This is a genomic window from Cutibacterium sp. 37298, assembly GCF_023838685.1.
GTDB lineage: Bacteria > Actinomycetota > Actinomycetes > Propionibacteriales > Propionibacteriaceae > Cutibacterium > Cutibacterium acnes.
The window spans coordinates 130904-153926 of the sequence record NZ_JAJNRJ010000002.1; the positions used below are offsets into that span (position 1 = coordinate 130904).

The following is a 23023-nucleotide window of genomic DNA, read 5'->3' on the forward strand; positions in this document are numbered from 1 at the left end:
CAATATGAGCATTAAACTCGAAGATTCGTGCGGGAAGATAAAGTTTGTGATGAAGCGATTAAAGAAGCTGTTAGCGTCGTTGATTGGACTCAAGTCTAGGGGTGCCAGTGAAGACAATAGGGACACGAAGTAAACCGTCAAAATCGCGGCTTCCTGGGCGTGTATTCAACCTCATTATGGCAGACCAAGTTCTCAGCCAATCATCTTACTTTGCGTTGCTACCGGTCCTCCCTCTATTGCTTACATTGAAATTTGGAAGTACGCAGGAACGGCTCATCGCGGGGTCGGTAAGCGTGCTTACACTGATGACTCGTGGTGGTGCTCTATTTCTTGCTTCGCCACTTCACCGTTTATCAGTGCGAAGTTGCGTAAGAATTGCTCTTACTCTGATCTCGGTTTCTTACGCTGTTGTGGCGCTTGCGGCAAACCCCTATGCGATAATTGCTGCTCTGGGCGCTGCGGGCCTAGGGTTCAGTGTTAATGGTACTGGTGTGCGAAGCTTTATAGCGCTAGCAACTCCTGATAGAGCTTCCCAGAACCGCGGTTTCGCTGTCATTCAAGTTGTCGCGAATTGCACTGCGGCGGTAGGTCCTATTCTCGGTAATATGATACTTGATAGAAATATTTATGAGCAGTTTCTATTAGGAGTCAGTGTAGCGCTCTTTATCGCTGCGATATTAGCGCCAATGGCTGCCCCGAAAGGCGTGATGATGAGCGAAGGTTCCCTGAGGTCGCCGATGGGGATCAGAATTTTTCGTGAATTATTCAGGACGGCTGATGCGAGAAAAATAACGATTATAGCGCTGATAGGTAGTATCCTGATAGGGCAATTCTTTTCAAGTTTTTCCCTAGTCTTTTCTGCAATAGCGACAAGTTCTATGATGAGGTCGCTGTTCTATACGACTAATGGAGTGCTTGTCGTGTTGATTCAAATTCCGATATCTTTGCTTGTGGAACGCCAGCTAAAAATTGGAGTGAAAGTCCAGAAGATCATGATGTCAGGAGTATATACTCTTGGTATATCGATGCTATTCTTTAATGCTTCAAAGGGATTGCTTGGCGTAGTCCTTGTATTCTGTGGGGTGTTTATCTTTTCGTTGGGGGAGACGGTATTCGCGCCAATTCTTAATGTTGCTTTTGCTAACCTCACCGAGGGCCGACCTGTCGTGGAATCGATGAACATGAGGCAGCTCACCTCTGCTGTAGGTGAGACGGTCGGTGTTTGGATGGGACTGTCCGTCTACAGCCAGTTGGAGCATGCCCATCTTGGCCTCATGTACTGGATTGCTTTGGCAGCCCTGGCTGCTCTGTCGCTGCGTTGCAAATGATGATGGACAGTCCGTTCGATGGTTCCCAGACAGATCCTGTACCGGGCGGCTTTCTGGAAATTATGCTTGGAAGAAGCTACCGCGAGTCCTTTTACCAGATTGGACCATAATCGTACGGTTGTTTCGGAATGCTTTGTCGAACAGGGGTAGCTCTTAGAACTTTCCTCGGTTTACCGCGCCCGTTTTTATAAAGGTGTGGTTAAGGAGGTGCTATTAATGGCTATGGTTTCCTTTGAAGAGTGTCCTCAAGGGGTTGTTAGTGTCAGTGGCACGGTGCTGTTTCGAGGGTGGTCTGAATATGCTGCTTAATGGCAGTGTGAAGCGTTTCGGTGTTGGTGTGGGCTGTGTTGAAGTTGAATGGGCCGAATGTATCGAGACCGATTATTTGAGGTGTCTTAACTGATGTCGGCCGTTTTCGCCTTGGCCGGCTCGGGTGCGTCGGGGTGATGAGGATGTTGAGCCGGTGCGGTGGGCCACGATCGGATTTGATGGTGCGGGGCGGGTAATCGAGGTGGTGTTTGTTCGTGGCGCTGACGGGTCCGTATTGGTGATTCACGCGGATTGGTTGACGAAAGGGTTTCTGGCTTAGATGAGGAGGGCGAGATGAGTGAGTTTGTTGCCGACAATGGTGTTCTATTAGCGATGAGATGGTCAGTCGGTGGGCTGGTGAAGCTGAGTCAGGTTTTGAGGGGTTGCAGGTCGAGTCGTTCGGGGGTCGAGCTTGGGAGGAAGTGGAGACTGAACCCCTGGAACCTTGCACGATCCGAGTGAGTGCCAGCGTGTGGAGGCTGATCGAACGGGATGTGTCCCGGCAGGGCATGACCGTGTCTGCGTGGACTTGTCAAGCGCTCACCCGTGAGGTCACCCAGACCCTCAAAGCTAGCTGAGGGTCCAAGAGTCAGGGGCGCGTGGAGTCGTTGTGGGGCCGTGGTTTCCGTCGAGGCTGACGTGGGCCAGGTGCTCGAAAACGGCAGACCAGGTGTGAGGCCTGCTGGCCGAGGTGCGAAAGTATCGAGATGCGCACTGGCTCGTGCTCAGACCGCAGAGGGAAAACTCGCCAAGTCCGACCTCGGACGTGCCCGACTTATCGACCAGAACCGGGCTTACCGGGCACAGTTGCGACACGATTTCTGGACATAGCACCCTGAGTCGGCGACCCGTTGCCCCTTCATGTAGTAGTATCTTACTGCCTTTCGATTAAATCGACAGAAAGAAAAACAGTGAATCTCATTTCATTTGTCTGTGCATTCATTAATCCTCCGTTGAACATTAGCTCAATTTCTCTCTACTGATAAATTTATGAGCAAACGAGAAATTCTCCGCAGGGAACAAGAGCGCGAATCACTCAAGATGAAGCGCCGTAGGATCACCTATGTCGCCGTGGGCGTACTGGCCCTCTCTCTTATCATCTTTGGTACGATACTTGCTATTAATAAGTCCCGCCAGGGTCCCGCTATAGAGACTTCCCAGGATATGATCTCTAAGGCGATTGTCTCCATTCCTAAAAGCGTTTATGACAAGGTTGGTCCCGGTTCTTCGGAGCTCCAGGTCACCAAGACTGGGAATAAACCTGACAAGGACGGCAAGGTAAAGCTCTTTTATGTGGGGTCTGAGTTCTGCCCCTTCTGCGCGATGGAAAGACTCCCTCTCGCGGCAGCTTTGTCTCGATTCGGAACCTTCAGCGGGCTAAAAGACACCCTGTCAAGCCCGGCAGAAAAGGAACTTTCCAACATTCCTACGATTACTTTTAGGAACTACAAGTACAGCAGTAAGTATGTTGACTTGGACGCCTATGAGTTAGCCGATAGGGAAGGTCGGCAAATAGCAAACTTGCCGGAATCTAAGCAAGATATATTTAGCAAGTACAACCCAGGACGAGGCATCCCTTTCTCCTACTGGGGCGACATCACCACATCGAATCCCAGCTACATGCCTTGGATGGCGAGGGAAGATCCGAAAAACGTGGTAAAAGCTCTTTCTAATCCAAATTCAAAAGAAGCGCAGGCGATCGTAGGAGGGGCGAATCTCTTCACTGCCGAAATTTGCTCCAGGACTGGTAACAAACCTGCGAACGTCTGCACGTCGCCTGGCGTGAAGGCAGCAGCTGAAAAACTGAGGTGACCCGCAGCCTTGGTCTAGGCGCATGGCAAGACAAAACCCCTCCTGAGCAAGTCCAGTTCAGGAGGGGTTTCTGTGAGTGCAGGCTTGAGGCTGAGGGTGTGGTTCAGGCCGTGACCTCATCGCTTACGCGGTGTCTTGATCGGGTCGAGTCTCGAGCTGGTCACGAAGGGTGCGCTGGTAAGGGGTGTGGGGTCTTGACGCGGATCTGGTGGGCTCCTGTGAGGGGTGCAGCTCCTGTGGGAGTTGTCTCTTCATAAGATCTCGGAGTTGGTGTCGGCTGGGGGATCGTTGTATGTGGGCTGGGTTTTCTTCTCACACCACGCCGATACATAGATGTACTGATGCACTGATACATGTGTGTAATGATGCAGATATGTCACGGGTTATTTCTATTGTTAACACCAAGGGTGGGGTTGGGAAGACGACCACGGCGGTCTACCTGGCTACGGCCCTGTCTTGCCAGGATCGGGTCGTCTTGTTGGATGCCGATCCGCAAGGATCGGCGACGTCTTGGGCTACTGATGCTTTTGAGGCCGGTGACCGGCTGAATTTCGAGGTCCGCCCGGCTAATGCCCCCATTGTCAGGCGTTGCCGTGACATCGATGCTGACTTGGTCTTTATTGACACTCCTCCTGGTGACTCTCAGACGGTTACCGCAGCCCTCGAGGTTGCTGATGTGGTTATTATCCCGACTGAGTCGGGGGACCTGGATATGGATCGAGCGTTGATGACCTACCAGGTGGCCCACGGCACGCGCCGGGCCTTGCTCTTCAACAAGGCCGATTGGACCAGGCAATACCGTGACGCCTATGAGGGGGCCGCCGCTGTCGAGGGCCTAGACGTTCTCGACGCGGAAGTTCATCGGCGGGTCGCCTATCGGCAAGCCATCGGGACCCGGCCAACAGATCTAGGAGAGTTCGCCCAGGTTGCTGCCCAGATCCAGGAGATGCTGAAGTGAGTAAGAACCGCAAGCCCACCGCCGCAGACAAGGCCAGCCGTTACACCGGTCGGATGGCGGCAAGTCAGGGAGCTAGTGTCTCTGAAACCTTTCAGTCAGCCAAGACTCCGATCACCGCGTTCAACGTCAAGCTACCCACCGCTACCCACACGGCGCTGAAGATGAGGGCCGTCGAGGAGCACACGACTATGAACGACCTTTTGCGCAAGGCCCTGGAACACACTTACGGCTTCCCTTACGACCCCTACCAGTAAGGGGACGAGACATAGGGTACGAGGCTGGCGACGTACTAGGTGCGTCGCCGGTCTCGTTGGTGATAAGGAAGTCGTGAAATCTGGGGGAGGTCTAACGGGGCCGGGCGTGTATCGATACCAACAGGTCACCGGCTCATGTCCGCTGGTGTCCTGGCGCAGCTGGAGCGAGCAGGCGTGACGATTCCGAAGGAGTGGAAGTAATGAGCATGACAGCAGAAGTTGGGACGGTCTATGACGTGATCGCCCATCGTGAGGTCTCACCTGAGGCGAATTTCTGGGTATTCGAGATTCCGGCCCTCGGGGCGGTTGGGCAAGCAGTGAAGTTGGGTCAGGTCGCAGACGAGGCCCGCGGAATCATTACCGCCTGGGATGAGGATGGACCCGATGAGAAGGCGTTTAAGGTTCACGTTCGCTTGGATGGTGAGGCCGACGCCCGCCGCATGTGGGAAGAAGGTGAGGAGGAAGAGCGCCAAGCCCGGAAGGTGCTTGATCACGCGGCCACATGCAAGCGTGAGGCCGTCACTCTGCTGAGGGTCGAGAAGAAATACAGCGCCAACGACACCGCCCGCGTGCTTGGGGTGACCCGCCAAGGGTTTACCAACTCACCCGCTGATGCCCCTCTGAATACTTACCAGCTGCTCGAAAACCACCGTTTTCGAACGTGGCTCAGAATGGCAGATCCTGTCGATGAGACCGTCCTCCCACGGTCACGAGGCTCTTCCGCTGGGGCTGGCGACAAACCGGACTAGCCGCTACCGGATCAGCGACGATATTTCGGGAACCGAACTGTACGCGGCGGCGCGGCGAGTCTGACCGATTGATCATCACAGTGGCGACCGGGAGACCGACACTGACAAGAGTGAGGGGGCAGACACCTCTTGCCCCTCACATGCGCAACCCGAACCAGACCTCAGTCAGGTCGTTGGCTGCCGATTCACCTGACCTCACAGCGATCGGCTCACCATCGTCGCCGTGAGCTACGTGACATACCACGCGTTGCGGGTGAAACTAGCTTCCCGATAAACATCGTGCCAATCAACGTTAGTAGCCCAGCACGTCGCACACTACGCCCCACATAATCAGTAGCGGGATGTGAACCCGGACGTCGCTTACGCCAGTGATGTACAAAAAACGGCACCGCAATCGCCGCAGCAAGACAGGCGTACACAACCACATTACCTACCACGTGGTAGAAGTGTTTATAAGGAACATACTCAGCAAGAACAGCCGCCATGATCACTAGGACGGTACTATTGATCGCCACGACACCTACACCAACGATGTCTTGGATAATTTCAGCCACAATGTGCCCAAACCGTCCCGGATGTCTCTTGCTCATCGTTGCCACGTTCAACACATCCTGCCAGCGCAAAGACCCACTTATACATACACCATAACGGTGCCGCTCATGTCAGGCCAGCCCATACCGGACACACGTCCCTAGCGCCGGTTCCACTCTGATTGCGGGTAACTGGGCGGCTCAGAGGTCGCAGTGGAAGAAGACCCCACTTTCCCTTCTTGGGATTCCCCCATGACACTGCTACCGGCCGCTTGAGCCCTGAAACAGCTCAGCTCAAACTACTGCAACAGAGTTCGTCAACCGGCATGCAGAATCGGTCCAGAAAGCCGCAGCTAACATTGCCTCGCCATGACCACTACAACTAGGCCTGTGCTCACCGCGCGGGCCTTCACCATAACGGTTGTTGGTACCAGTCTAATAGTGACACCCCTGAGGCCATCGCTTCACTTATCCCACGATGCTGACGTGCCGCCTCACGCAACGCACATCGTTTAACGGTAGCCCTCGAACTCCTGCTCGCGTCACCACTCCGACCGCCCAGCCTGGATCAACGCCCTCGGACTCGTACCCGACGCGATCACCAGCCCTGAACTGCGTGCACGTTGGGAACACGTCGCTCGGCGCATCAACGCCTACCGCGACTTCACTGGATGAACCACCCCAACATCATCCTGCCCGCACCTAACCAAGCATCAACAGCCCTGCCCACTAACACCACCGCACTGGCCACCCCACCACACCGGCACCTGACCATAACCCAACGCCTTTACCCGAATAGGAGACACGATTGACGATGGCAAGAAAAGAACTAGCGTGGCGGCCCCACATCGTAACAGTGAGATTGTGACTCCAGACACAAAGAAGCCCCCGGCTTCGGTCCGCGTCGTGCTGGACATCCCACCGGGGGTTGGGTGGGATGTCCTCAGACTCCCACTCCGTTTTCGTAGGAATAGGCTATTACGCAACATCGCGCTAACACAAACCTTGGAAGAAGCCGATGAACACACGACTGTTATGGCGCTTAGAGGACTACCAGGCTGCAGACCTCTACCAAATAAGGGGGGTGTGGAGGAGTGTGTCACCAGTGTCACAGTGGATTTGACTAGGGGATTCACGAACCATTCCAGGACGACGGTCACGGCCACTATGACGCCGCGAGACGCTATCGGGCACCCGTAAACGCCACACCGATTGCGCCCGATGCAGCCCACCCTGTTCCGCTCGCTCACACCCACGAAGACGCTCAATCAAGCCTGCGCCTACTAACATCCACAGCCCGAAACACCGTCCGCCGCGACGACGACGTCAACTGCGACAACGTATCCACCCTCGGCCACGCCAGATCAGCATCAGCAAAATTCGCCAATGCGGCCAACACCAACTTGTGAGTCGGATTCACAAGCGAGGCGTACTTTCGGGCTATACGGCAGACGAAGCTGTGGGGATCACTGTCAACTCACTCATGTTCAGAAAAAGGCTCACTCGGGTGGAGCTGGGGCGAGCTTTGGGGGTTACCCCAGCGGCCGCTGGGCGAAAGCTGCGCGGGGAGATTGGGTGGTCTATCGGCGACCTATTCCATGTTGCCGAATTTCTTGGTGTAGAGGTCAGTACTCTGCTGCCCGCACGGGGTAGAAAAATCCCCGCCAACCCTGAAGCTGACGGGGAACTGGTAGCGGGGACAGGATTTGAACCTGTGACCTCCGGGTTATGAGCCCGGCGAGCTACCGAACTGCTCCACCCCGCGTCGGCTCGCTTCACTATACAGATCACACTGTTGCAGTACAAATCAGATGTGGGAAAGCCCGACCGAAAAGCCAATGGTGGTGGGTACTCATTCTCGGGCGCCCTACCACACTGATCTCGAGGGGTTCGCGTAGGGCGCACAGGGGGTCTATGCTCGCCGGCAGGGCGCCGAGCCCGAAGGGAGCATGACTAGACGATGCGAGACCAGCTCAAAGCTGCAGGGCTAGCCGTTGCGGTAGCTTTGTCGGCCACAGGAATCGCCGGTTGCCAGTCGACTGACGACAACGTACTCACCATCGGGGCAACAGCAGCCCCTCCAACCCTCGACTTAGTGTCCAACGCGGCCGCGGCGATTCCGCAGGTCCTGCTCTATAACGTTTATGAGACTCTCGTTCGGGTTGATGATTCGGGCAAACTCGTCGGGTTGCTGGCGAAGTCGTGGAAGCTTTCTGATGACGGTTTGCGACTCACTTTTCGCCTTGACCCCAACGCCCGGTTTGCGTCTGGCGCCCGGGTGACTTCGGCTGCCGTCAAGGCTTCCCTAGAGCGTATGAGGGGTGCGTCGGCAAGCCCGGTGAATCAGGCGAACCTGGCTGCGATCAAGGCTATTCATACCCCGGATGACTCCACCGTCATCCTCGATCTGTCGAACCGCGACAACTTCCTATTGTTTAACCTGGCTAGCACGTCGGGAGTTGTCATCGATCCTGCGACGAAGGACCTGGCTACCCGACCTCAAGGGTCCGGGCCCTATGGCGTCACTGAGTTCACCCCCGGACACTCGGTGACCTTGTCTCCCTCTCCGCAACCTTGGCACGAGGGGAATCGCCCTACCGTCCGCTTTGCTTACTATTCCGACCCGACATCTCAGACGGCAGCCCTGCTGTCGGGGGATCTCGACGTGGTCTCCGACATGACGACTCCGCAAGCGTTATCCCGGTTTACCGGTAACCCGAACTATCGGGTGTTACGTGGGACCACCAACGGCGAGGTGGTCCTCGGAATGAACAATACGTCGAAGGCTCTCTCAGACCGGCGGGTGCGTCAGGCCATCCTTATGGCGATTGACCGGAAGGGTCTGCTTGACGTCGTCTGGAACGGGCAGGGAACTCTCATCGGGTCGATGGTTCCTCCCACTGACCCCTGGTATACCGACCTGTCTCATACCTGGCCACATGATCCGGTCCGGGCACGAAAATTGCTTGCTGACGCCGGGTATGGCAACGGCCTTACTCTCAGGCTCCGTACAGCCGCATTGCCCTACGCGACTGCAGCGTCCAGGGTGGTGGCCTCTGAGCTTGCCCAGGTTGGCATCAACGTCGTCACCGACGAGCTGGAATTTCCCGCCCGTTGGCTCGATGTCGTTTACACCCATGCGGACTACGACCTCACGATCGTCGCCCATGTCGAGGCTCGCGACATTGTCAACTGGGCGAACCCGGATTACTACTGGCGTTACCACAATAAGGAATTTAATCGTCTTATCGAGTCGGCGCGCACTGGTCCGGCCGATCGCACCAACGAGACGATGATGCAGGCCAGCCGGATCCTGGCTACCGACGCCGCGGGTGGGTTTCTCTTCCTTATGCCGAAGATCACCATCAGCAAGTCTGGCATCACCGGTCTGCAACGCAACTCAACGTCAATGAGTTTCGATCTGACCAAGGTGAGGAGGTCGAAGTGACCGTCCTCAAACGTGTCTTAATTCCCTTAGGGGAGCTGCTGGTGTGGCTAATCGTCGCTTCCTTTGTCGTTTTTGCGCTACTCAGCTTGCTACCCGGGGATGTCGCTCAGGTTATTCTTGGCGCCAATGCCGACCCCAAAGCTGCTGCTACTGTGCGCTCTCGGCTTGGACTCGATCTTCCCTGGCCCCAGCGTTACTGGGACTGGATTAGTTCCCTAGTTCGGGGTGACCTTGGCACCTCAATGGTTTCCGCCGAACCCATCGGCCCGCAGATTGCTTCTCGTCTTGCGGTGACCGGCTGGTTGGTTGGGTTGTCCCTCGTGCTCGCTCTGCTGGTCTGCTTACCGGTAGGAGCGTATGCAGCTGTACATCGTCGGAAAAGTCGCGGCTTTGTGGCCTCAGCACTGTCCCAGGTTTTGATGAGCATTCCTGCCTTCTTAGCTGGCATCCTACTCATCTTGCTGTTCTCCGTGACTCTCGGTTGGTTACCGGCTGGCGGCTACGTTCCCCTGCATGAGGATGCCGGTGCATGGGCAGCCCACCTCATCTTGCCTGTGTTGTCTCTCTCGATCGTTCAGGCAGCCGTCATGACGCGGTATGTGCGCAGCGCCTTCATCGATGTGCTAACTGACGATCACATGCAGACGGCGCGGGCGGTCGGGTGGCGGCTGTGGCCGGCCCTGCATCGTCATGGGTTGCGCAATGCCTCGATCAGTCTGGCCACCGTGCTTGGACTTCAGGCCAGCGCGATGCTTGTTGGCGCCATCGTCGTGGAAGAAGTGTTCGTCATTCCTGGACTCGGGTCGTATCTTCTCGACGCAGTCAGCACCCGTGACTTGCTTGTCGTGAGCGACGTCGTCATGGTCATCGTGGCGATTGTGATGGCCATCTCTTATCTCACGGACCTCATCGTCGTCGTCCTCGATCCGCGCCTACGAACAACGATCCGCGCTGCTCAGGAGGAGCATTCATGAAACGGGCAGGTCTGGTCATTGGATGTGTGCTGGTTGGAATCGTCGTCATCGCGGGGGCGACTTCCGCAGTGTGGACTCCGCACGATCCCAATCTTGTTGTCCCAGCTGAACGGCTGATGGGGCCTAATGGGCAGTACTGGCTAGGCACTGACGGATTCGGTTCCGATATTGCCTCGCGAATGTTTGTGGGTGCTCGTACTTGTCTGCTCGTTGGCGTGGTCTCAGTGCTCATAGCAGCTGGTATCGGGGTGCCTTGGGGGGTTACCTCGGCAATGCTGCCTCGTCCGTGGTCAACAGTCGTTGGTCGAGCCGCAGACCTTCTCTACGCTTTCCCGGCCCTGTTGCTTGCCATCATCCTGGCGGCTGCCGTAGGCGGATCGACGCTGACAGGGATGATTGCGATCGGGGTATCGACGGTGCCAGTGTTCGCACGCATTACCCGAACTGCCAGCCGCCAGATCCTCGCGCAGGACTATGTGGTTGCCGCGCGCAGCTCCGGGATGGCATGGAGGTCTGTGGCTTTTAACCATGTTCTTCCCAATATCGCTCCACTGATTGGGGTGCAGGCCTCTGTCTCCTATGGCACGGCGATCTTGGCCGAGGCTGCGCTGAGCTACCTCGGTTTAGCGACACCGGCGACCGTCCCGACCTGGGGGCGTATGCTGCGGGACTCGCAGGTGTACCTTTTTGATTCACCCTGGTTGACCGTGGCGCCAGCCGTGGCTATCGCGGGAGCCGTGATGGGATTCACCCTCCTTGGTGACGGATTACGAGACTTCCTTGACCCGCGTTTGAGGGAGGTTCGTTGATGCCTTTGCTAGAGGTTAATGACTTGGTTGTCGACTTCGGGCGGCACCGGCGGGTCGCCGTTGACCACGTGAGCTGGTCTCTGGACGCCGGTGAGCGGCTCGGACTCATCGGCGAGTCTGGGTCGGGCAAATCCGTCACAGCCCTGGCGATCATGGGTCTGCTGCCTGGCAACGCGCACGTGTCTGGCTCGGTGCGCTGGCGCGGTAAGGAGCTGGTAGGAGCCTCGGACCGTGCCATGTCGGCCCTTCGGGGTGGCAGTATTGGAATGGTTTTCCAGGAACCTATGACCGCTCTGGACCCAACTATGAAGGTCGGTCGGCAAGTAGGCGAGGTGCCGCTCCTGCACCGCACCGTCACTCGCGGCCATGCTCGTGGACACGTCCTTGAGATGCTTGAGCAAGTCGGTATTGAGGATCCAGCCAGGGTGATGGATTCCTATCCGCATCAACTGTCCGGTGGCCAGCGTCAACGGGTTCTGCTTGCCATGGCGTTGGTGAACTCGCCGGATCTGCTCATGTGCGACGAGCCGACGACCGCCTTGGACGTTACGGTGCAGTCTCAGGTACTGGCGACTATCGATGAGGTGCTTGACTCGGTTGGTGCCGCATGCCTATTTATTACCCACGATTTGGCGGTTGTCTCGCACATCTGCCGGGAGCTTATCGTCATGACGTCGGGCAAGGTCGTTGAGGCCGGATCAGCGCGTAATGTGTTATCTCACCCTGATCATCCTTACACTCGTCGTTTACTGCGGGCTGCCCGACTCGACCTTGTTGAGCCTGGGATGACAATCGCGTTGGAGGATTGATGACGGCTCAGATCGAGGTCGAGGATTTACACCTGCACCTGGGATCAAGCAGTGGAGGCACCAATGCTCTTGATGGAGTTTCGCTGCACGTTAACGAAGGACAGCGGCTAGGTCTAGTTGGCGGGTCTGGCGCTGGAAAATCCACCCTGCTTAAGGTGATGATGGCGCTACGACAGCCAGATTCAGGGACTGTTCGTTTTAGGGGGAAATCCCTCACAGATGCTAACGCTATCCGGGAGCTTCGGCGATCCGCTGCGATGGTGTTCCAGGATCCACGATCCTCCCTTGACCCTCGTATGAGTATTGGAAGGGCAATCACTGAGCCGTTGCGGTCGCCGGTTGCACGACGAACGACTCGCCAGCAGCGCAGGGACAGGCTGGCGAAGGTCATGGTTGACGTTGGCCTGGATCCCGAATCTGCTAGCCGCTTTCCGCACGAGTTTTCAGGCGGGCAACGACAACGTATCGCCATTGCGAGGGCCTTGGTGACTGAACCCGACGTCCTGCTTGCTGACGAACCCGTGTCGGCGCTGGATGTGTCGGTGCGGGCTCAGGTCCTTAACCTACTCAATGATCTAGTGAGGGAACGTGGTCTGACGATGATCTTCGTTTCCCATGACCTTGGCGTCGTGCGACATTTATGTGACACGGTAGCTGTCATGAGCCTTGGGCGGATCGTCGAGCGGGGTAAGCTCGCGGACGTGTACCGTGACCCGCAGCACGTGGTTACTCAGGAGCTACTGAGAGCGATTCCACGCATTCGCGTCGACGATTCCACCCATTGAGACGCCCGCAACGGGTCGCGCTTGCCCCCTCCATAAACTGGCGGTTATGAAGGCGCTGCTACTCGAGAACATCCATGACGAAGCGGTCCGAACACTGAAAAAGGCCGGATACGAGGTCGAGCGGGTAAGTGAGGCCCTTGACGAGGATGACCTCATCAGCGCCCTTGACGGAGTTGACCTGTTGGGCATCAGATCACGTACCCGCGTTACTCGTCGGGTCGTTGAGGCCTGTGGCGACAATCTCTATGCGGTTGGCGCTTTTTGTATTGGCACTAACCAGATGGATCTTGATGCGTTAGCCGAGGCTGGCGTTCCCGCTTTTAATGCTCCTTATTCCAATACCCGTTCAGTCGTTGAGCTTGTCATGGCAGAGATCATCGCTCTGGCCCGTCGTCTAGGCGATCGCAATACTCAAATGCACAATGGTGTGTGGCGTAAGTTCGCAATTGGGTCGCACGAGATTCGTGGACGTCGACTAGGCATTATCGGCTACGGCAATATTGGCCAGCAGCTGTCGGTCGTGGCAGAGGCCATGGGCATGCAGGTGTTTTTCTATGACATCGCTGATGTTTTACCTATGGGCAACGCTCACAAGTGTGATTCCATGGAAGAGCTGCTTGGTAGCGTCGAGACGGTGTCTCTTCATATCGATGGACGCCCCAGCAACACCGATCTTATCGGGGATCGCGAATTCGCCATGATGCGACCGAGGTCCCTCTTTCTAAACTTGTCGCGAGGCAAGGTCGTCGACATCAATGCTCTGGTGGACAACCTACGTACTGGACACATCGCTGGCGCAGGAGTGGACGTGTATCCCGAAGAGCCGGCCTCCGGAAAAGAGCCCTTTATCTCTCCGTTGCGCGAGATGGACAATGTTATTCTGACCCCGCATATCGGCGGGTCCACCCAAGAGGCTCAAGTTGATATCGGTCGTTACGTCGCCGGGAAACTTATCGACTATGTAGATAACGGCGCGACCGGAATGAGTGTTAACATTCCTGAGATCACCCCATCGCCTCGCACGGGTGCTCGCATCGGCCATCTACATCGCAATGTCCCAGGTGTCATGGCGACCCTGAACCGACTCGTTGCTGATCAGGGGGGAAACGTCACTTACCAGGCTCTGGCGACGAAGGGCGAGCTCGGTTACTGCATTCTCGACATTGCGGAGACTGACAGTGGGTTGCTCGCCAATGTCACCGATCTTGAGGGGACAATTCGGGCTCGTATCCTCTAATCGGCGATGCGCAGCGGGGGCAGGGACGTCCGGCGACCGGTGCTCACTCCTGGGGCTGGACCATGGCTAGGGCCTGGTCATGAAGGAAACCATTCGACGCCAGAGCATTTCCAGACCACGGGCCGTCTTTGCCATCCAGACCGGTGAACTTACCGCCCGCCTCGGTGACGATAGCGTCGAGGGCGGCCATGTCGTGCAGGCTGAGTTCCGGCTCGCATGCCACATCGACGACACCTTCTGCCACCATCATGTAAGACCAGAAATCGCCGAAGGCTCGGGTCCGCCACACCGACCGCATGAGTTCACCGAACCCGCGCCCTTGTCCGCTCTCGACCCATCCGTGCAGCGAAGAGTAGGACAAGAATGCGTCGGCAAGATTGCGCACATTCGAGACGTGGATCGGTGTCGCTGAGGCCAGGGATTTGCCCGACCATGCTCCTGAGCCACGGGCTGCCCACCAGCGTCGTTTGAGGGCAGGAGCAGAGACCACAGATGCGACAATCTGATCCTCGACGCTGAGGGCAATGAGGGTGGCCCACACTGGGACCCCACGCAGAAAATTCGCAGTGCCGTCGATTGGATCAATGATCCACCGGCGGGGTCCATCCCCGGTATCGGCACGTTCCTCGCCGTGGACGGCGTCCCGGGAGCGCATCCGAGACAGGGTTCTGCGCACCGAATCTTCGACGGCAAGGTCGGCGTCGGTGACTTCGGAATGGTCAGGCTTAGTCGAGACCGTCAGATCTCGGGCGCCAAAACGAGACATCGTCAAAGAATCAGCGTCGTCAGCGAGGATATGTGCCAGGCGGAGGTCATCGGTGTGGTCGGCCATATCCACACCATACTGGGATACCAGCAGATCGAGGAGATGAAACCTCACGGTGCCTTGGGACTGGCGACCGTAGGCTGAATTTATGACGGCAAACGAAACTCCTACCAAGGCTCCAGCGGAACCAGTCCCAACCGACGATGTGGTGATAACCCACCACATCGTCTCGATAATCGATGGCGACCTTAGCTACACCGCGAGTCGTAGTGGGCAGCGAGAAAGTCGCCAATAACGCCTATACTGCCCATACTCCGCAGGCGCTTATGGGTGCCATAGCGTACACCCTTGACGATACCGACCCCACGACGAGGCCGTTGACGTTTGTCTTTAATGGCGGGCCTGGGTCCTCGTCAGTGTGGTTACATATGGGTCTCGTCCTGCGGTCCACCGCCTCGATCCGGCTGACAGGGCCCAGGTTGTCGCCACTGTTTCGCGGCTTACAGGTCTGGACGTCAATTACATTGAGCGCGCTGATCTTCGTATTGAGCACGTGAGGTTCTGCACTGAGCTGCTGCGCAGCAAAGGTAAAGTCGTTGGTCGCATCGATGGACGTTATACGGGTGCTCTGCCGAGGCGGACTGACGAGATCGCCGATACCGATCCCAGCGGGGACGACACTGCCGCCGTTTTCGTACATGGCTTCCAGCACTGCCTGCGTAGCGAGCTTGGCGTCACCACGGAGTCGCAGTACAACCTCAGTCTGCCGTTGTATAAGAATTGGGACTATAAGGAGTTCCAGGGGCGTCCGGTCAACGTCACAGACAAGCTGGAACGCATTCTGCGGGCCCAGAAGGGGCTGCGTGTGCGTGTCGAGTACGCCCACTACGACCTGGCAACCCCGTACTTAGCGGCTCGAGACACCATCAACTATCTCAAGTTGGACGATCGCGCGCTTGATCGCATCGAAGAGGCTTTCTTCGACACCGGGCACATGCCTTACGTGGGATGCCGGGAGAAAGAAGCGGACGGTATCGCTACATTCATCCGGACGTCTCAGGGTGCTCCAAAATCGATAGCCAGGACGAGCTTGGCAACAAGAATTGAGCGTGCTCCCCGTCCGCTGATCAGCGGGGAGCGGTGGCGCTCAATAGCCGACGCAGCGAGTCCACCCGAGATTGCTGCACCCGTCCATCGGACACGGCGTCGTCGAGTGCACACTCTGGGCTGCTATTGGTGTGCTGGCATCCGCGAGGGCAGTCGACGGACACGGCATCGAGCTCTTCGAATCCGGCCAGGATGTCCCCAGTGGGGACGTGGGACAATCCGAAGGAGCGCACCCCTGGGGTATCGATGATCCAACCGCCTTCGGACAACGGGATCGCTTCAGCGCTAGTAGAGGTATGGCGTCCTCGCCCAGTGACGTCATTGACGTGGCCAGTGACCCGGTTGACACCAGGAACCAGAGCATTGATGAGGGTTGACTTACCAACACCCGAGTGGCCGACGAGAACGCTCACCTTGCCTCTGAGAAGTTGGTGCAACTCGGCAAGGTCTGCTCCGGGCTGGCTTGTGGTGACGGGTATTCCCAGCTGCGAATACATTGCGACGAAGTCGTCGCCGGAGGCGAGGTCAGCTTTAGTGAGACAGAGGATGGGGGAGACTCCCGCAGCATGGGCTGCCACAAGGATGCGATCGATTATGCCTGGACGCGGTGGGGGGTCAGCAAGAGCCGTAACGACGACCACCTGATCGGCATTAGCGACGATAGGGCGCTCATGGGGGTCAGTGTCGTCTGCGGTGCGCCTGAGCACAGTGACGCGTTCTTCAGTGTGTACGATTCTAGCGAGGGATCCCTCGGCTCCCGACACGTCGCCGTCAAGCCGCACTTTATCGCCAACAATGACTGACTTCCGACCAAGCTGCCGGGCCTTGGCGGCGGTCACTTCCACACCGTCATCAAGACGACAGCGATAGCGGCCACGATCAATGGTGATAACGGTCCCAATCGGCAACGACGAGTAGTCAGGACGCTGCTTGGTTCGCGGCTTGGTGCGGCGCTTGGGACGGTCATAGGAGGACCAGTCACGCATGTCGATCCCAGAGGAGGCTAAACGTCGAGGAGACACGTCAAACCTCCTCGACGAGGTTGGCCCACATCTGCGGGAACTGCGGCATGGTCTTCGACGTGCAAGTGATGTCGTCGAGCTCAACCCCGTCGATGACAAGTCCAAGAAGAGCCCCGGCATGAGCCATTCGATGATCGGCGTAACATCCAAATTTTCCACCGTGCAGCTTGTCAGCACCTCGACCAGTGATGTCTAGGCCGTTGTCGGTTTGCTGGACCTCAACGCCCAACTTAGCCAGTTCGTGCTCGAGAGCGGCAAGGCGGTCTGTTTCGTGGCCGCGAATATGCGCCACACCACGGATACGCGAGCGGCCCCGAGCAAGAGAGGCCACAGCTGCAACGACTGGTGTAAGTTCACTGGCCTCATGGAGGTCGACGTCAAGAGGCCGCAACTCTTGCCAGCCTTGGGCGGCGATAGTCATTGAGCCGTCAACACGGGATACCATCGCTCCCATCTTTTCGGCGATCCCCATGAACTGTGCGCCAGGCTGGGTGCTGTCTGTCGGCCAACCAGGCACTGTCACAGACCCGCCGACAATTAAGGCAGCTGCGAGGAATACCGCGGCATTGGTGAGGTCGGGTTCGATGACGTCATCGAGGGCATGTATTGGTCCAGGTCGCACCACCCAGTGGCACGGCTCGTCTGAGACTACGGTGACACCTCGGTCCGCCAACATGGTACAGGTCATGGCGATGTGAGGGATCGACGGCACTGACGCCCCATTATGACGAAGGTCAATTCCCTGCGGGAAACGAGCTGAGGCTAGCAACAAGGCCGAGATGAATTGGCTCGATGTCGCCGAATCGATCGTGACCTTTGGGCCGCACATGCGGTCCGGGGCGTTCAGGGAAAACGGCAGTCGGTCAGAATCGACCTCGACGCCGAGCTGGCGCAACCCATTGAGAACTGGCGCGATAGGGCGTCGAGAGGCTTGCTCGTCTCCCACGAATCGGGTCTGTCCAGGCACCAGCGCGGCCACGACCGGAAGGAACCTCATCACGGTACCGGCCATTCCACACTCGATCGGGCCGGTCGGATGAGCCAGACCTGGCATGACTTGAACGGAGCCGGGGCCGATGGGCTGGATGTCTGCTCCGAGGAGCTGCAGCCCGGCTGACATGAGATAGGAATCTCGGGATGCCAAAACGCCCTCAAGGACGCTAGGCCCGTCACTGAGAGCTGCGAGGACAAGGGCACGGTTCGTCTGGGACTTTGACCCCGGGACCGTGACACGCCCCGCGAGAAGGCGCTCGGCTCGCGGGGCGTTCCACAGATGCTGGTCAGTCAGCAATCTTCTTCTGAGCTTTCTTGGCCTTTTTCTGAGCCTTCTTCTGAGTCTTAGCGGCTTTCTTCTGGGCCTTCTTCAGCTTCTTACGGGCCGATTTTGACAAGCCATCAACCGACGAGGTAATGGCTTTGCGCTGGCCGCTTGCTGCCGAGGAAACGCGGCGCTGGGTGTCGGCGGCGCGCCAGGCCAGGCTGGGGTGGCCTGCGGTGTCGCGGGAGGCCATCATCGCCCCACCGAGCAACGCGACGTTGCGCAGCAAGACGGAACGGGCGGCAGTGCGCTCATCCTTCGGTGAGGTCTTGTCGGGAATAGAGGCGAGCACATGCGGGACCATCGTTGCAGCAACGACGCCGGCGCCAGCGCGACGAGCAAGGCCGGTTGCCATTCCAAGGCCGCCGAAGGCCTGGGCAGCACCGGTGGCGCGGACCAGGGTCTTGGTGTCCTCAGGAATGTAGGCACTGATAGACGCCGGCAGCGCGTGCTGCACCACAGGGAGGAGACGGTCAACGACCGGCGCGGCATCTTCCACGAAGGAATCGGGCTTCATCGCGGAATTCGTCCCCTTAACGATGAAGTAACTGGCGAACATGGTCCGGCCCAAGCCTCGGATGATACTCATGGACATATGTCTACCGCGCCGAAGGCTTCTGCGGTAGCTAACTGGGCATAATTTTCGCCAGATGATGACTAGTTGCGGGAATACAGTAGCCTGGCATGTGTGTTGACGCACCATGACCGCTGCGCTTATCGCGCCCCGTACGTTGCGGAGGCCTCGCTTTTTCGAGGGCCAACGCTGTGCACTAAGCTGGCACACGATGATCACACGTGAATCCGAGGACAGGATGGATCGTCGCGTGGATGCGTCGGGCACCGTCGACGTCGCTGAAGAGACGAAAACCCAGAGGGCGCAACGTTTCGAGCGTGACGCCCTCGAATACCTTGACCAGCTCTATGGCGCCGCGCTGCGCATGACCCGCAACCCGGCTGACGCCGAAGATGTTGTCCAAGAGGCCTATGCCAAAGCTTTTTCCTCGTTCCACCAGTTCCGACCTGGTACGAACCTCAAGGCTTGGCTGTATCGCATTCTGACGAATACCTACATCAACTCGTACCGCAAGGCTCAGCGTCGCCCCCAGACATCAGATGACCAGGACGTCGAGGATTGGCAGATCGCTAAAGCTGCGTCCCATGACAGCAACGGTTTGCGGTCTGCCGAGTTGGAGGCCCTAGATGGGCTGCCTGACCAGCAGATTCTAGACGCTCTGGACGGGTTGTCGGATGAGTTCCGCCAGGTCGTTTTGCTGGCTGATGTCGAGGGCTTCGCGTACAAGGAAATCGCTGAAATCATGGGCACCCCAATCGGGACCGTGATGAGTCGGCTAAATCGTGCTCGCAAGCAGCTGCGTAAACAGTTGGTCGACGTCGCAGGCGCTCGAGGGATCGGTCCTCGCGCCGGGCAAGTAGATGAAGAGGATCTTGGTCGTTCTGCGATAGCCCGTAGAGCAGGAAGGGAGGGATGACGATGACCCAGTCCGCTGGTAACGAGGAATCCTGTTATTGGGTCATTGACCATCTCCAGGAATTCCTCCATGGAGAAATGAGTGAGCACGATGCTGATGCCTTCCGCCGTCACATCGCGGCGTGCGAAAGTTGCATGGATGAAGCCGATATGGAAGCTGCCGTCTCTCGAGCTCTCAAACGGTGCAACCGCACCGTCGCAGCTCCTATGCAGTTGCGGAGTCGTCTCGTGCAAATGCACGTCACGTATCGCTGGCAGGCCTGAGCTCGGTGTGAGTCCCTGAGCATGGGGGGGAGTCAGCACGACGAGTAAGGCCCCCGTCCCTAGGGACGGGGGCCTTACTATCCCAAACCTCAAGCGTTGGGACGCTTGCCGTGGTTGGCGCCCTTCTTACGACGCGCACGACGCTTACGACCAGTTTTGCCCATGGCGCTCTCCTTCCTGAGGGGTCATAAACCTCCCTACTGATGAAGGAGGGTCCGCGCGGATGCGCGGCAACGACGGTCAATTCTGCCGTATCGGGCGGTCTTGACCCAAATCGAATCACTCATTTTTGCTGATCTCGCTACCAGCTGGAGCTGGGTTGATTTCTGTCACTAGAGTGACGGCATGCCTGCCCTTAACCGCATCGTCGCCGACCGGACTCGTCTCGACGACGCCGATATCACCTGGCTCGAGGACCTCGTCGACGACTGGCAGATGCTTGCCGATACGTCGTTCTCCGACCTCATCTTGTGGGTTCCCGATAGGGACCCGAACGTATTCTGGGCCGTTGCCCAGGTGCGTCCAGATACTGGCCCGACTGCTCTGGAGGACGACGTCGTCGGTGAGTCTGTCGCTTATGATGACGAGAGCCTGGTCACCGAGGCCTTTATGAGCGCCGAGATGTGTGAAACCAGCGATAACAAACTGTCTGCAGGCATCCCGGTTGATATCTGGGCGATCCCGGTCGTTCGTCGTGGGGAAGTCATCGCTGTCGTCGAAAGGCACACCAATCAGATGGGGGTGAGGGCGCCGGGTAACACCGAGGATAACTACCTTGAAATCGCTGATATCCTCTCCGAAATGCTCCATCATGGTAGGTTCCCGCAGTTTCCGGGCTCTGACCGAGCGCTTGCTCCCAAGGTTACTGACGGCGTGATCCGCGTGGCCGCCACGGGCATGATCACGTTTGCCAGCCCGAACGCGCTATCGGCATTTCGTCGTCTAGGCCTTGCCGGTGACTTGGATGGGGAATACCTCATTCCGACGGTGCGAGAGCTGTGTCCGAAGCTGCGTGAAGTCGGTCAATCGCTGACCCTGGACTTAGAAGGGCGCTGGCTCACCGAGACTGATATCGAAAACTCTGATGCCACTGTGCGGGCCCGTGTCATTCCGCTACAGACCTGGCTTGACGATGTTGAGGTTTCGGCCGGTACGTTGATCCTTATTCGTGACCTCACCGAGTTGCGGGACAGAGATCGCCAGCTCGTAACTAAAGATGCCACGATTAGGGAAATCCATCACCGGGTAAAAAACAACTTGCAGACAGTTGCGGCACTGTTGCGGCTGCAGTCACGACGTATGAGTAACTCGGATGCGAAGGATGCCCTGAAACAGGCCATGGGAAGGGTATCGGCCATTGCTGTCGTCCACGAGATTCTCTCGCAGAACTTCGAGGAACAGGTGGCTTTTGACGAGGTTGCTGACCGTATCCTTCACATGGTGGGTGATGTGGCGGCGTCATCCGGGTCGGTGGTAGCCCGGCGGGAGGGTAGCTTTGGCGAGGTCCCTGCTGAGACGGCTACCGCGCTGTCGCTGGCGACGACAGAGCTATGTCAAAACGCCATCGAACATAGCTTGGATTCATCCTCTGGGAATGTCATCGTGCGGCCGCACCGTACCGATGACGCCCTTGTTGTAGACATTGTCAGTGACGGTAAGCCACTGCCAGAAGGGTTTTCGCTAGATAACCACCGCAGCTCGCTGGGATTGTCGATCGTGACGACGTTGATGCAGGACCTCGGTGGCACGTTCACCCTCGAGGACAACTCCGACCGGGTCGGAACCTGTGCCAGGCTCGTTATCCCGCTCCAGCGGCTGTGACCACCGACGAGCGGAGAACTGTGAGCAGGTCAGGAACGACGCACGCGGGAGCGGGACTGACGACGCTTGATAGCGCGCCTCTCGTCCTCGCTCATGCCGCCCCACACACCGTGGTCCTGGCCGGCCTCCAGAGCCCAGGCCAAGCACTCGGCGCGAACCTCGCACCGGGCACAGACCTTCTTCGCCTCCTCGATCTGGGCAAGGGCCGGGCCAGTGTTTCCAATCGGGAAGAACAGCTCGGGATCCTCACTCAGGCAGGCAGCCCTGTGGCGCCAGTCCATGCCTCTTCGACTCCTTCTCCCCGGCGCAACCCAGGGCACGTGTGATAAATGCGGGCGGATAACCCGTGGTGCCGCATAGCCGACGAAGTGACTATGCGGCAGGTAGCCATGAAAGTCTGGCAACCGGCGAATACTTTGGCAAGGGCATCCGCCGTAGGACGAACATCCTCGCGCGAATCGCTCGGACGCAATGCACGTTGGTCCAGGCGAGCACGCTATGAGGAGTCCGCAGCCAGTCCGATTATGATACGTCGTTGGTCCATCTGCGCAGGAGTAAAACCATGATTCCGTCAAGTGAACACGATGTGCGATCGTCTGTGAGTCATGGCAGGGTCCCCGCGGCCGTGTTGGTTTCCGCGGCTGGGACCTGGATCAGCACGATGGTTTTACTCATTGTGGCCATCAGAGTAATGGTGTCGGGCCGCGATATCTTCGGTGCTGGGGTCGGGACCATGCTCATGATCTATGCGGGTCTCGTCGCCCTGGTCGGATGGCTAGCCATCAAAGGCCGGTCTTCGGCTCAGGGATTGCTCGTGGCAAGCGGCCTGTTGCATCTCGTGGTGTTGGTGTCGACGCAGCGTTCTGGTGGACCAGCGTGGTTCTGGGGCTTGGCCATCGTCCCCGCAACAGTCATCGTCGCTTCTTTAATGCCACGATCTCGGACCTGGTTTAGAGGCTGACGTTTGGCTACCTGGCCAAGACTGACCCGATTGCTGCGTGGTGTATGCCGGCTACTCGTCTTCGTCGTCGAGCCTGGCAAGGAAGGTAGCAAGGCGTTCCACGGGAACCTCAAATTCGGGGTTGAGGTCGACGAAGTGACGCAACTCGTCGGCGAGCCAGGTGGAGGTGATCTCCTCGTCTCCACGACGGTCTTCTAGTTCCTCGATACCTCTGTCGGTAAAAATACATGGCCCCATCATGCACCACGGCGTCATCTGGTGAGAGATGGCGCC

General features: G+C 57.8%; 28 protein-coding genes, 1 tRNA gene and 2 pseudogenes. 20 read left to right on the plus strand and 11 right to left on the minus strand.

The window, feature by feature from the left end:
* Window positions 1–176: 176 nt before the first annotated feature.
* The 8 genes and pseudogenes from LRP59_RS05035 (at window position 177) to LRP59_RS05070 (ending at window position 5274) form a co-directional block, all read left to right on the plus strand.
* Window positions 177–1328 (plus strand): MFS transporter, encoded by a 1152-nt coding sequence (locus LRP59_RS05035; RefSeq protein WP_074025690.1) that lies wholly within the window; start codon window positions 177–179, stop codon window positions 1326–1328.
* A gap of 463 nt (window positions 1329–1791) precedes the next feature.
* On the plus strand, window positions 1792–1917 hold the full coding sequence (locus LRP59_RS05040; RefSeq protein WP_002513422.1) for a hypothetical protein: 126 nt from the start codon (window positions 1792–1794) through the stop codon (window positions 1915–1917).
* Between the two features lie 58 nt (window positions 1918–1975).
* The gene (locus LRP59_RS05045; protein ID WP_002513423.1) at window positions 1976–2215 is read left to right on the plus strand and encodes a hypothetical protein; all 240 of its coding nucleotides are present in this window, start codon (window positions 1976–1978) and stop codon (window positions 2213–2215) included.
* Between the two features lie 40 nt (window positions 2216–2255).
* Window positions 2256–2468: a hypothetical protein gene (locus LRP59_RS05050; protein ID WP_002513424.1), complete on the plus strand. Its 213-nt coding sequence runs from the start codon at window positions 2256–2258 to the stop codon at window positions 2466–2468.
* Window positions 2469–2627: 159 nt separating this feature from the next.
* The gene (locus tag LRP59_RS05055; RefSeq protein WP_002533161.1) at window positions 2628–3449 is read left to right on the plus strand and encodes a DUF929 family protein; all 822 of its coding nucleotides are present in this window, start codon (window positions 2628–2630) and stop codon (window positions 3447–3449) included.
* Window positions 3450–3822: 373 nt separating this feature from the next.
* Complete coding sequence (locus LRP59_RS05060; protein WP_002513426.1) at window positions 3823–4407, plus strand: ParA family protein; 585 nt, start codon at window positions 3823–3825, stop codon at window positions 4405–4407.
* Entirely contained in the window at window positions 4404–4661 is a 258-nt protein-coding gene (locus tag LRP59_RS05065; protein ID WP_002513427.1) for a hypothetical protein, read from the plus strand. The genes LRP59_RS05060 and LRP59_RS05065 overlap by 4 nt, the downstream gene beginning before the upstream one ends.
* A 200-nt stretch (window positions 4662–4861) precedes the next feature.
* A pseudogene (locus tag LRP59_RS05070) lies at window positions 4862–5274 on the plus strand (XRE family transcriptional regulator).
* A 345-nt stretch (window positions 5275–5619) separates the two neighbouring features.
* Here LRP59_RS05070 and LRP59_RS05075 read toward each other — a convergent pair.
* The 3 genes from LRP59_RS05075 to LRP59_RS05085 form a co-directional block, all read right to left on the minus strand.
* On the minus strand, window positions 5620–6015 hold the full coding sequence (locus tag LRP59_RS05075) for a hypothetical protein (protein ID WP_002518896.1): 396 nt from the start codon (window positions 6013–6015) through the stop codon (window positions 5620–5622).
* Between the two features lie 638 nt (window positions 6016–6653).
* A complete protein-coding gene (locus tag LRP59_RS05080) occupies window positions 6654–7208 on the minus strand; it encodes a hypothetical protein (protein WP_002518897.1) in 555 nt (184 codons plus the stop codon).
* Window positions 7205–7360 carry a helix-turn-helix domain-containing protein gene (locus LRP59_RS05085; protein ID WP_002533042.1) on the minus strand — a complete coding sequence of 52 codons (156 nt, stop codon included), beginning with the start codon at window positions 7358–7360 and terminating at the stop codon, window positions 7205–7207. The genes LRP59_RS05080 and LRP59_RS05085 overlap by 4 nt, the downstream gene beginning before the upstream one ends.
* Window positions 7361–7423: 63 nt before the next feature.
* Between LRP59_RS05085 and LRP59_RS05090 the strand changes: the two genes are divergently transcribed.
* Window positions 7424–7672 (plus strand): helix-turn-helix domain-containing protein, encoded by a 249-nt coding sequence (locus LRP59_RS05090; RefSeq protein WP_014167252.1) that lies wholly within the window; start codon window positions 7424–7426, stop codon window positions 7670–7672.
* Here the strand turns inward: LRP59_RS05090 and LRP59_RS05095 are convergent.
* Window positions 7629–7705, minus strand: a tRNA-Met gene (locus tag LRP59_RS05095). The two genes, LRP59_RS05090 and LRP59_RS05095, sit on opposite strands and share 44 nt — an antisense overlap.
* Before the next feature lie 195 nt (window positions 7706–7900).
* Between LRP59_RS05095 and LRP59_RS05100 the strand changes: the two genes are divergently transcribed.
* From LRP59_RS05100 to serA, 6 genes are read left to right on the plus strand one after another with little or no spacing between them, the layout of a single operon-like run.
* A complete protein-coding gene (locus LRP59_RS05100; protein WP_002513430.1) occupies window positions 7901–9388 on the plus strand; it encodes an ABC transporter substrate-binding protein in 1488 nt (495 codons plus the stop codon).
* Entirely contained in the window at window positions 9385–10362 is a 978-nt protein-coding gene (locus LRP59_RS05105) for an ABC transporter permease (protein ID WP_002513431.1), read from the plus strand. Before LRP59_RS05100 ends, LRP59_RS05105 begins: the two co-directional genes overlap by 4 nt.
* A complete protein-coding gene (locus LRP59_RS05110) occupies window positions 10359–11171 on the plus strand; it encodes an ABC transporter permease (RefSeq protein WP_002516777.1) in 813 nt (270 codons plus the stop codon). Before LRP59_RS05105 ends, LRP59_RS05110 begins: the two co-directional genes overlap by 4 nt.
* Entirely contained in the window at window positions 11171–11980 is an 810-nt protein-coding gene (locus LRP59_RS05115) for an ABC transporter ATP-binding protein (RefSeq protein ID WP_002513433.1), read from the plus strand. The genes LRP59_RS05110 and LRP59_RS05115 overlap by 1 nt, the downstream gene beginning before the upstream one ends.
* Complete coding sequence (locus LRP59_RS05120) at window positions 11980–12765, plus strand: ABC transporter ATP-binding protein (RefSeq protein ID WP_002513434.1); 786 nt, start codon at window positions 11980–11982, stop codon at window positions 12763–12765. The genes LRP59_RS05115 and LRP59_RS05120 overlap by 1 nt, the downstream gene beginning before the upstream one ends.
* A 46-nt stretch (window positions 12766–12811) precedes the next feature.
* On the plus strand, window positions 12812–14002 hold the full coding sequence (gene serA / locus LRP59_RS05125) for a phosphoglycerate dehydrogenase (RefSeq protein WP_002513435.1): 1191 nt from the start codon (window positions 12812–12814) through the stop codon (window positions 14000–14002).
* Between the two features lie 43 nt (window positions 14003–14045).
* On the opposite strand, the gene LRP59_RS05130 is transcribed toward serA, so the two are convergent.
* A complete protein-coding gene (locus LRP59_RS05130) occupies window positions 14046–14834 on the minus strand; it encodes an inositol monophosphatase family protein (RefSeq protein ID WP_032502361.1) in 789 nt (262 codons plus the stop codon).
* A gap of 376 nt (window positions 14835–15210) precedes the next feature.
* On the opposite strand from LRP59_RS05130, the pseudogene LRP59_RS05135 reads away from it, so the two are divergent.
* A pseudogene (locus LRP59_RS05135) lies at window positions 15211–15474 on the plus strand (hypothetical protein); the annotation flags it as partial.
* Window positions 15475–15895: 421 nt separating this feature from the next.
* Here the strand turns inward: LRP59_RS05135 and rsgA are convergent.
* Genes rsgA through LRP59_RS05150 form a run of 3 tightly spaced genes read right to left on the minus strand, consistent with a single transcriptional unit; the run spans window position 15896 to window position 18810 of the window.
* The gene (gene rsgA, locus LRP59_RS05140; RefSeq protein WP_002513438.1) at window positions 15896–16897 is read right to left on the minus strand and encodes a ribosome small subunit-dependent GTPase A; all 1002 of its coding nucleotides are present in this window, start codon (window positions 16895–16897) and stop codon (window positions 15896–15898) included.
* A 1-nt stretch (window position 16898) separates the two neighbouring features.
* Window positions 16899–18188, minus strand: a complete 1290-nt coding sequence (aroA, locus tag LRP59_RS05145; protein ID WP_002516846.1) for a 3-phosphoshikimate 1-carboxyvinyltransferase — start codon at window positions 18186–18188, stop codon at window positions 16899–16901.
* Entirely contained in the window at window positions 18178–18810 is a 633-nt protein-coding gene (locus LRP59_RS05150; RefSeq protein WP_002521536.1) for a DoxX family membrane protein, read from the minus strand. Before LRP59_RS05150 ends, aroA begins: the two co-directional genes overlap by 11 nt.
* Window positions 18811–19000: 190 nt before the next feature.
* On the opposite strand from LRP59_RS05150, the gene LRP59_RS05155 reads away from it, so the two are divergent.
* Both LRP59_RS05155 and LRP59_RS05160 read left to right on the plus strand, forming a co-directional pair.
* The gene (locus tag LRP59_RS05155; protein WP_027584993.1) at window positions 19001–19705 is read left to right on the plus strand and encodes a sigma-70 family RNA polymerase sigma factor; all 705 of its coding nucleotides are present in this window, start codon (window positions 19001–19003) and stop codon (window positions 19703–19705) included.
* Window positions 19702–19968: an anti-sigma factor RsrA gene (locus tag LRP59_RS05160; protein WP_002513442.1), complete on the plus strand. Its 267-nt coding sequence runs from the start codon at window positions 19702–19704 to the stop codon at window positions 19966–19968. The genes LRP59_RS05155 and LRP59_RS05160 overlap by 4 nt, the downstream gene beginning before the upstream one ends.
* A gap of 89 nt (window positions 19969–20057) precedes the next feature.
* On the opposite strand, the gene LRP59_RS12225 is transcribed toward LRP59_RS05160, so the two are convergent.
* On the minus strand, window positions 20058–20132 hold the full coding sequence (locus tag LRP59_RS12225) for a 50S ribosomal protein bL37 (RefSeq protein ID WP_369797015.1): 75 nt from the start codon (window positions 20130–20132) through the stop codon (window positions 20058–20060).
* A gap of 181 nt (window positions 20133–20313) precedes the next feature.
* On the opposite strand from LRP59_RS12225, the gene LRP59_RS05165 reads away from it, so the two are divergent.
* Window positions 20314–21789 (plus strand): sensor histidine kinase, encoded by a 1476-nt coding sequence (locus LRP59_RS05165; RefSeq protein WP_002513443.1) that lies wholly within the window; start codon window positions 20314–20316, stop codon window positions 21787–21789.
* Window positions 21790–21818: 29 nt separating this feature from the next.
* Here LRP59_RS05165 and LRP59_RS05170 read toward each other — a convergent pair whose 3' ends face one another.
* A complete protein-coding gene (locus tag LRP59_RS05170) occupies window positions 21819–22070 on the minus strand; it encodes a WhiB family transcriptional regulator (RefSeq protein WP_002513444.1) in 252 nt (83 codons plus the stop codon).
* A gap of 281 nt (window positions 22071–22351) precedes the next feature.
* Between LRP59_RS05170 and LRP59_RS05175 the strand changes: the two genes are divergently transcribed.
* Complete coding sequence (locus LRP59_RS05175; RefSeq protein WP_002513445.1) at window positions 22352–22750, plus strand: hypothetical protein; 399 nt, start codon at window positions 22352–22354, stop codon at window positions 22748–22750.
* A gap of 51 nt (window positions 22751–22801) precedes the next feature.
* Here LRP59_RS05175 and LRP59_RS05180 read toward each other — a convergent pair whose 3' ends face one another.
* On the minus strand, window positions 22802–23005 hold the full coding sequence (locus LRP59_RS05180; protein ID WP_032499603.1) for a DUF6104 family protein: 204 nt from the start codon (window positions 23003–23005) through the stop codon (window positions 22802–22804).
* Window positions 23006–23023 lie beyond the last annotated feature (18 nt).

What these genes read in the sequence shown, in the direction of transcription:
- serA (WP_002513435.1), top strand. Translation starts at nt 12,812, where the DNA reads ATGAAGGCGCTGCTACTCGAGAACATCCATGACGAAGCGGTCCGAACA.
- LRP59_RS05060 (WP_002513426.1), top strand. Translation starts at nt 3,823, where the DNA reads ATGTCACGGGTTATTTCTATTGTTAACACCAAGGGTGGGGTTGGGAAG.
- LRP59_RS05150 (WP_002521536.1), bottom strand. Translation starts at nt 18,810, where the DNA reads ATGTCCATGAGTATCATCCGAGGCTTGGGCCGGACCATGTTCGCCAGT.
- LRP59_RS05165 (WP_002513443.1), top strand. Translation starts at nt 20,314, where the DNA reads ATGCCTGCCCTTAACCGCATCGTCGCCGACCGGACTCGTCTCGACGAC.
- LRP59_RS05180 (WP_032499603.1), bottom strand. Translation starts at nt 23,005, where the DNA reads ATGACGCCGTGGTGCATGATGGGGCCATGTATTTTTACCGACAGAGGT.
- LRP59_RS05090 (WP_014167252.1), top strand. Translation starts at nt 7,424, where the DNA reads ATGTTCAGAAAAAGGCTCACTCGGGTGGAGCTGGGGCGAGCTTTGGGG.
- LRP59_RS05100 (WP_002513430.1), top strand. Translation starts at nt 7,901, where the DNA reads ATGCGAGACCAGCTCAAAGCTGCAGGGCTAGCCGTTGCGGTAGCTTTG.
- LRP59_RS05110 (WP_002516777.1), top strand. Translation starts at nt 10,359, where the DNA reads ATGAAACGGGCAGGTCTGGTCATTGGATGTGTGCTGGTTGGAATCGTC.
- LRP59_RS05045 (WP_002513423.1), top strand. Translation starts at nt 1,976, where the DNA reads ATGGTCAGTCGGTGGGCTGGTGAAGCTGAGTCAGGTTTTGAGGGGTTG.
- LRP59_RS05115 (WP_002513433.1), top strand. Translation starts at nt 11,171, where the DNA reads ATGCCTTTGCTAGAGGTTAATGACTTGGTTGTCGACTTCGGGCGGCAC.
- LRP59_RS05160 (WP_002513442.1), top strand. Translation starts at nt 19,702, where the DNA reads ATGACGATGACCCAGTCCGCTGGTAACGAGGAATCCTGTTATTGGGTC.
- LRP59_RS05170 (WP_002513444.1), bottom strand. Translation starts at nt 22,070, where the DNA reads ATGGACTGGCGCCACAGGGCTGCCTGCCTGAGTGAGGATCCCGAGCTG.
- LRP59_RS05175 (WP_002513445.1), top strand. Translation starts at nt 22,352, where the DNA reads ATGATTCCGTCAAGTGAACACGATGTGCGATCGTCTGTGAGTCATGGC.
- LRP59_RS05130 (WP_032502361.1), bottom strand. Translation starts at nt 14,834, where the DNA reads ATGGCCGACCACACCGATGACCTCCGCCTGGCACATATCCTCGCTGAC.
- LRP59_RS05055 (WP_002533161.1), top strand. Translation starts at nt 2,628, where the DNA reads ATGAGCAAACGAGAAATTCTCCGCAGGGAACAAGAGCGCGAATCACTC.
- LRP59_RS05120 (WP_002513434.1), top strand. Translation starts at nt 11,980, where the DNA reads ATGACGGCTCAGATCGAGGTCGAGGATTTACACCTGCACCTGGGATCA.
- LRP59_RS05035 (WP_074025690.1), top strand. Translation starts at nt 177, where the DNA reads ATGGCAGACCAAGTTCTCAGCCAATCATCTTACTTTGCGTTGCTACCG.
- LRP59_RS05155 (WP_027584993.1), top strand. Translation starts at nt 19,001, where the DNA reads ATGATCACACGTGAATCCGAGGACAGGATGGATCGTCGCGTGGATGCG.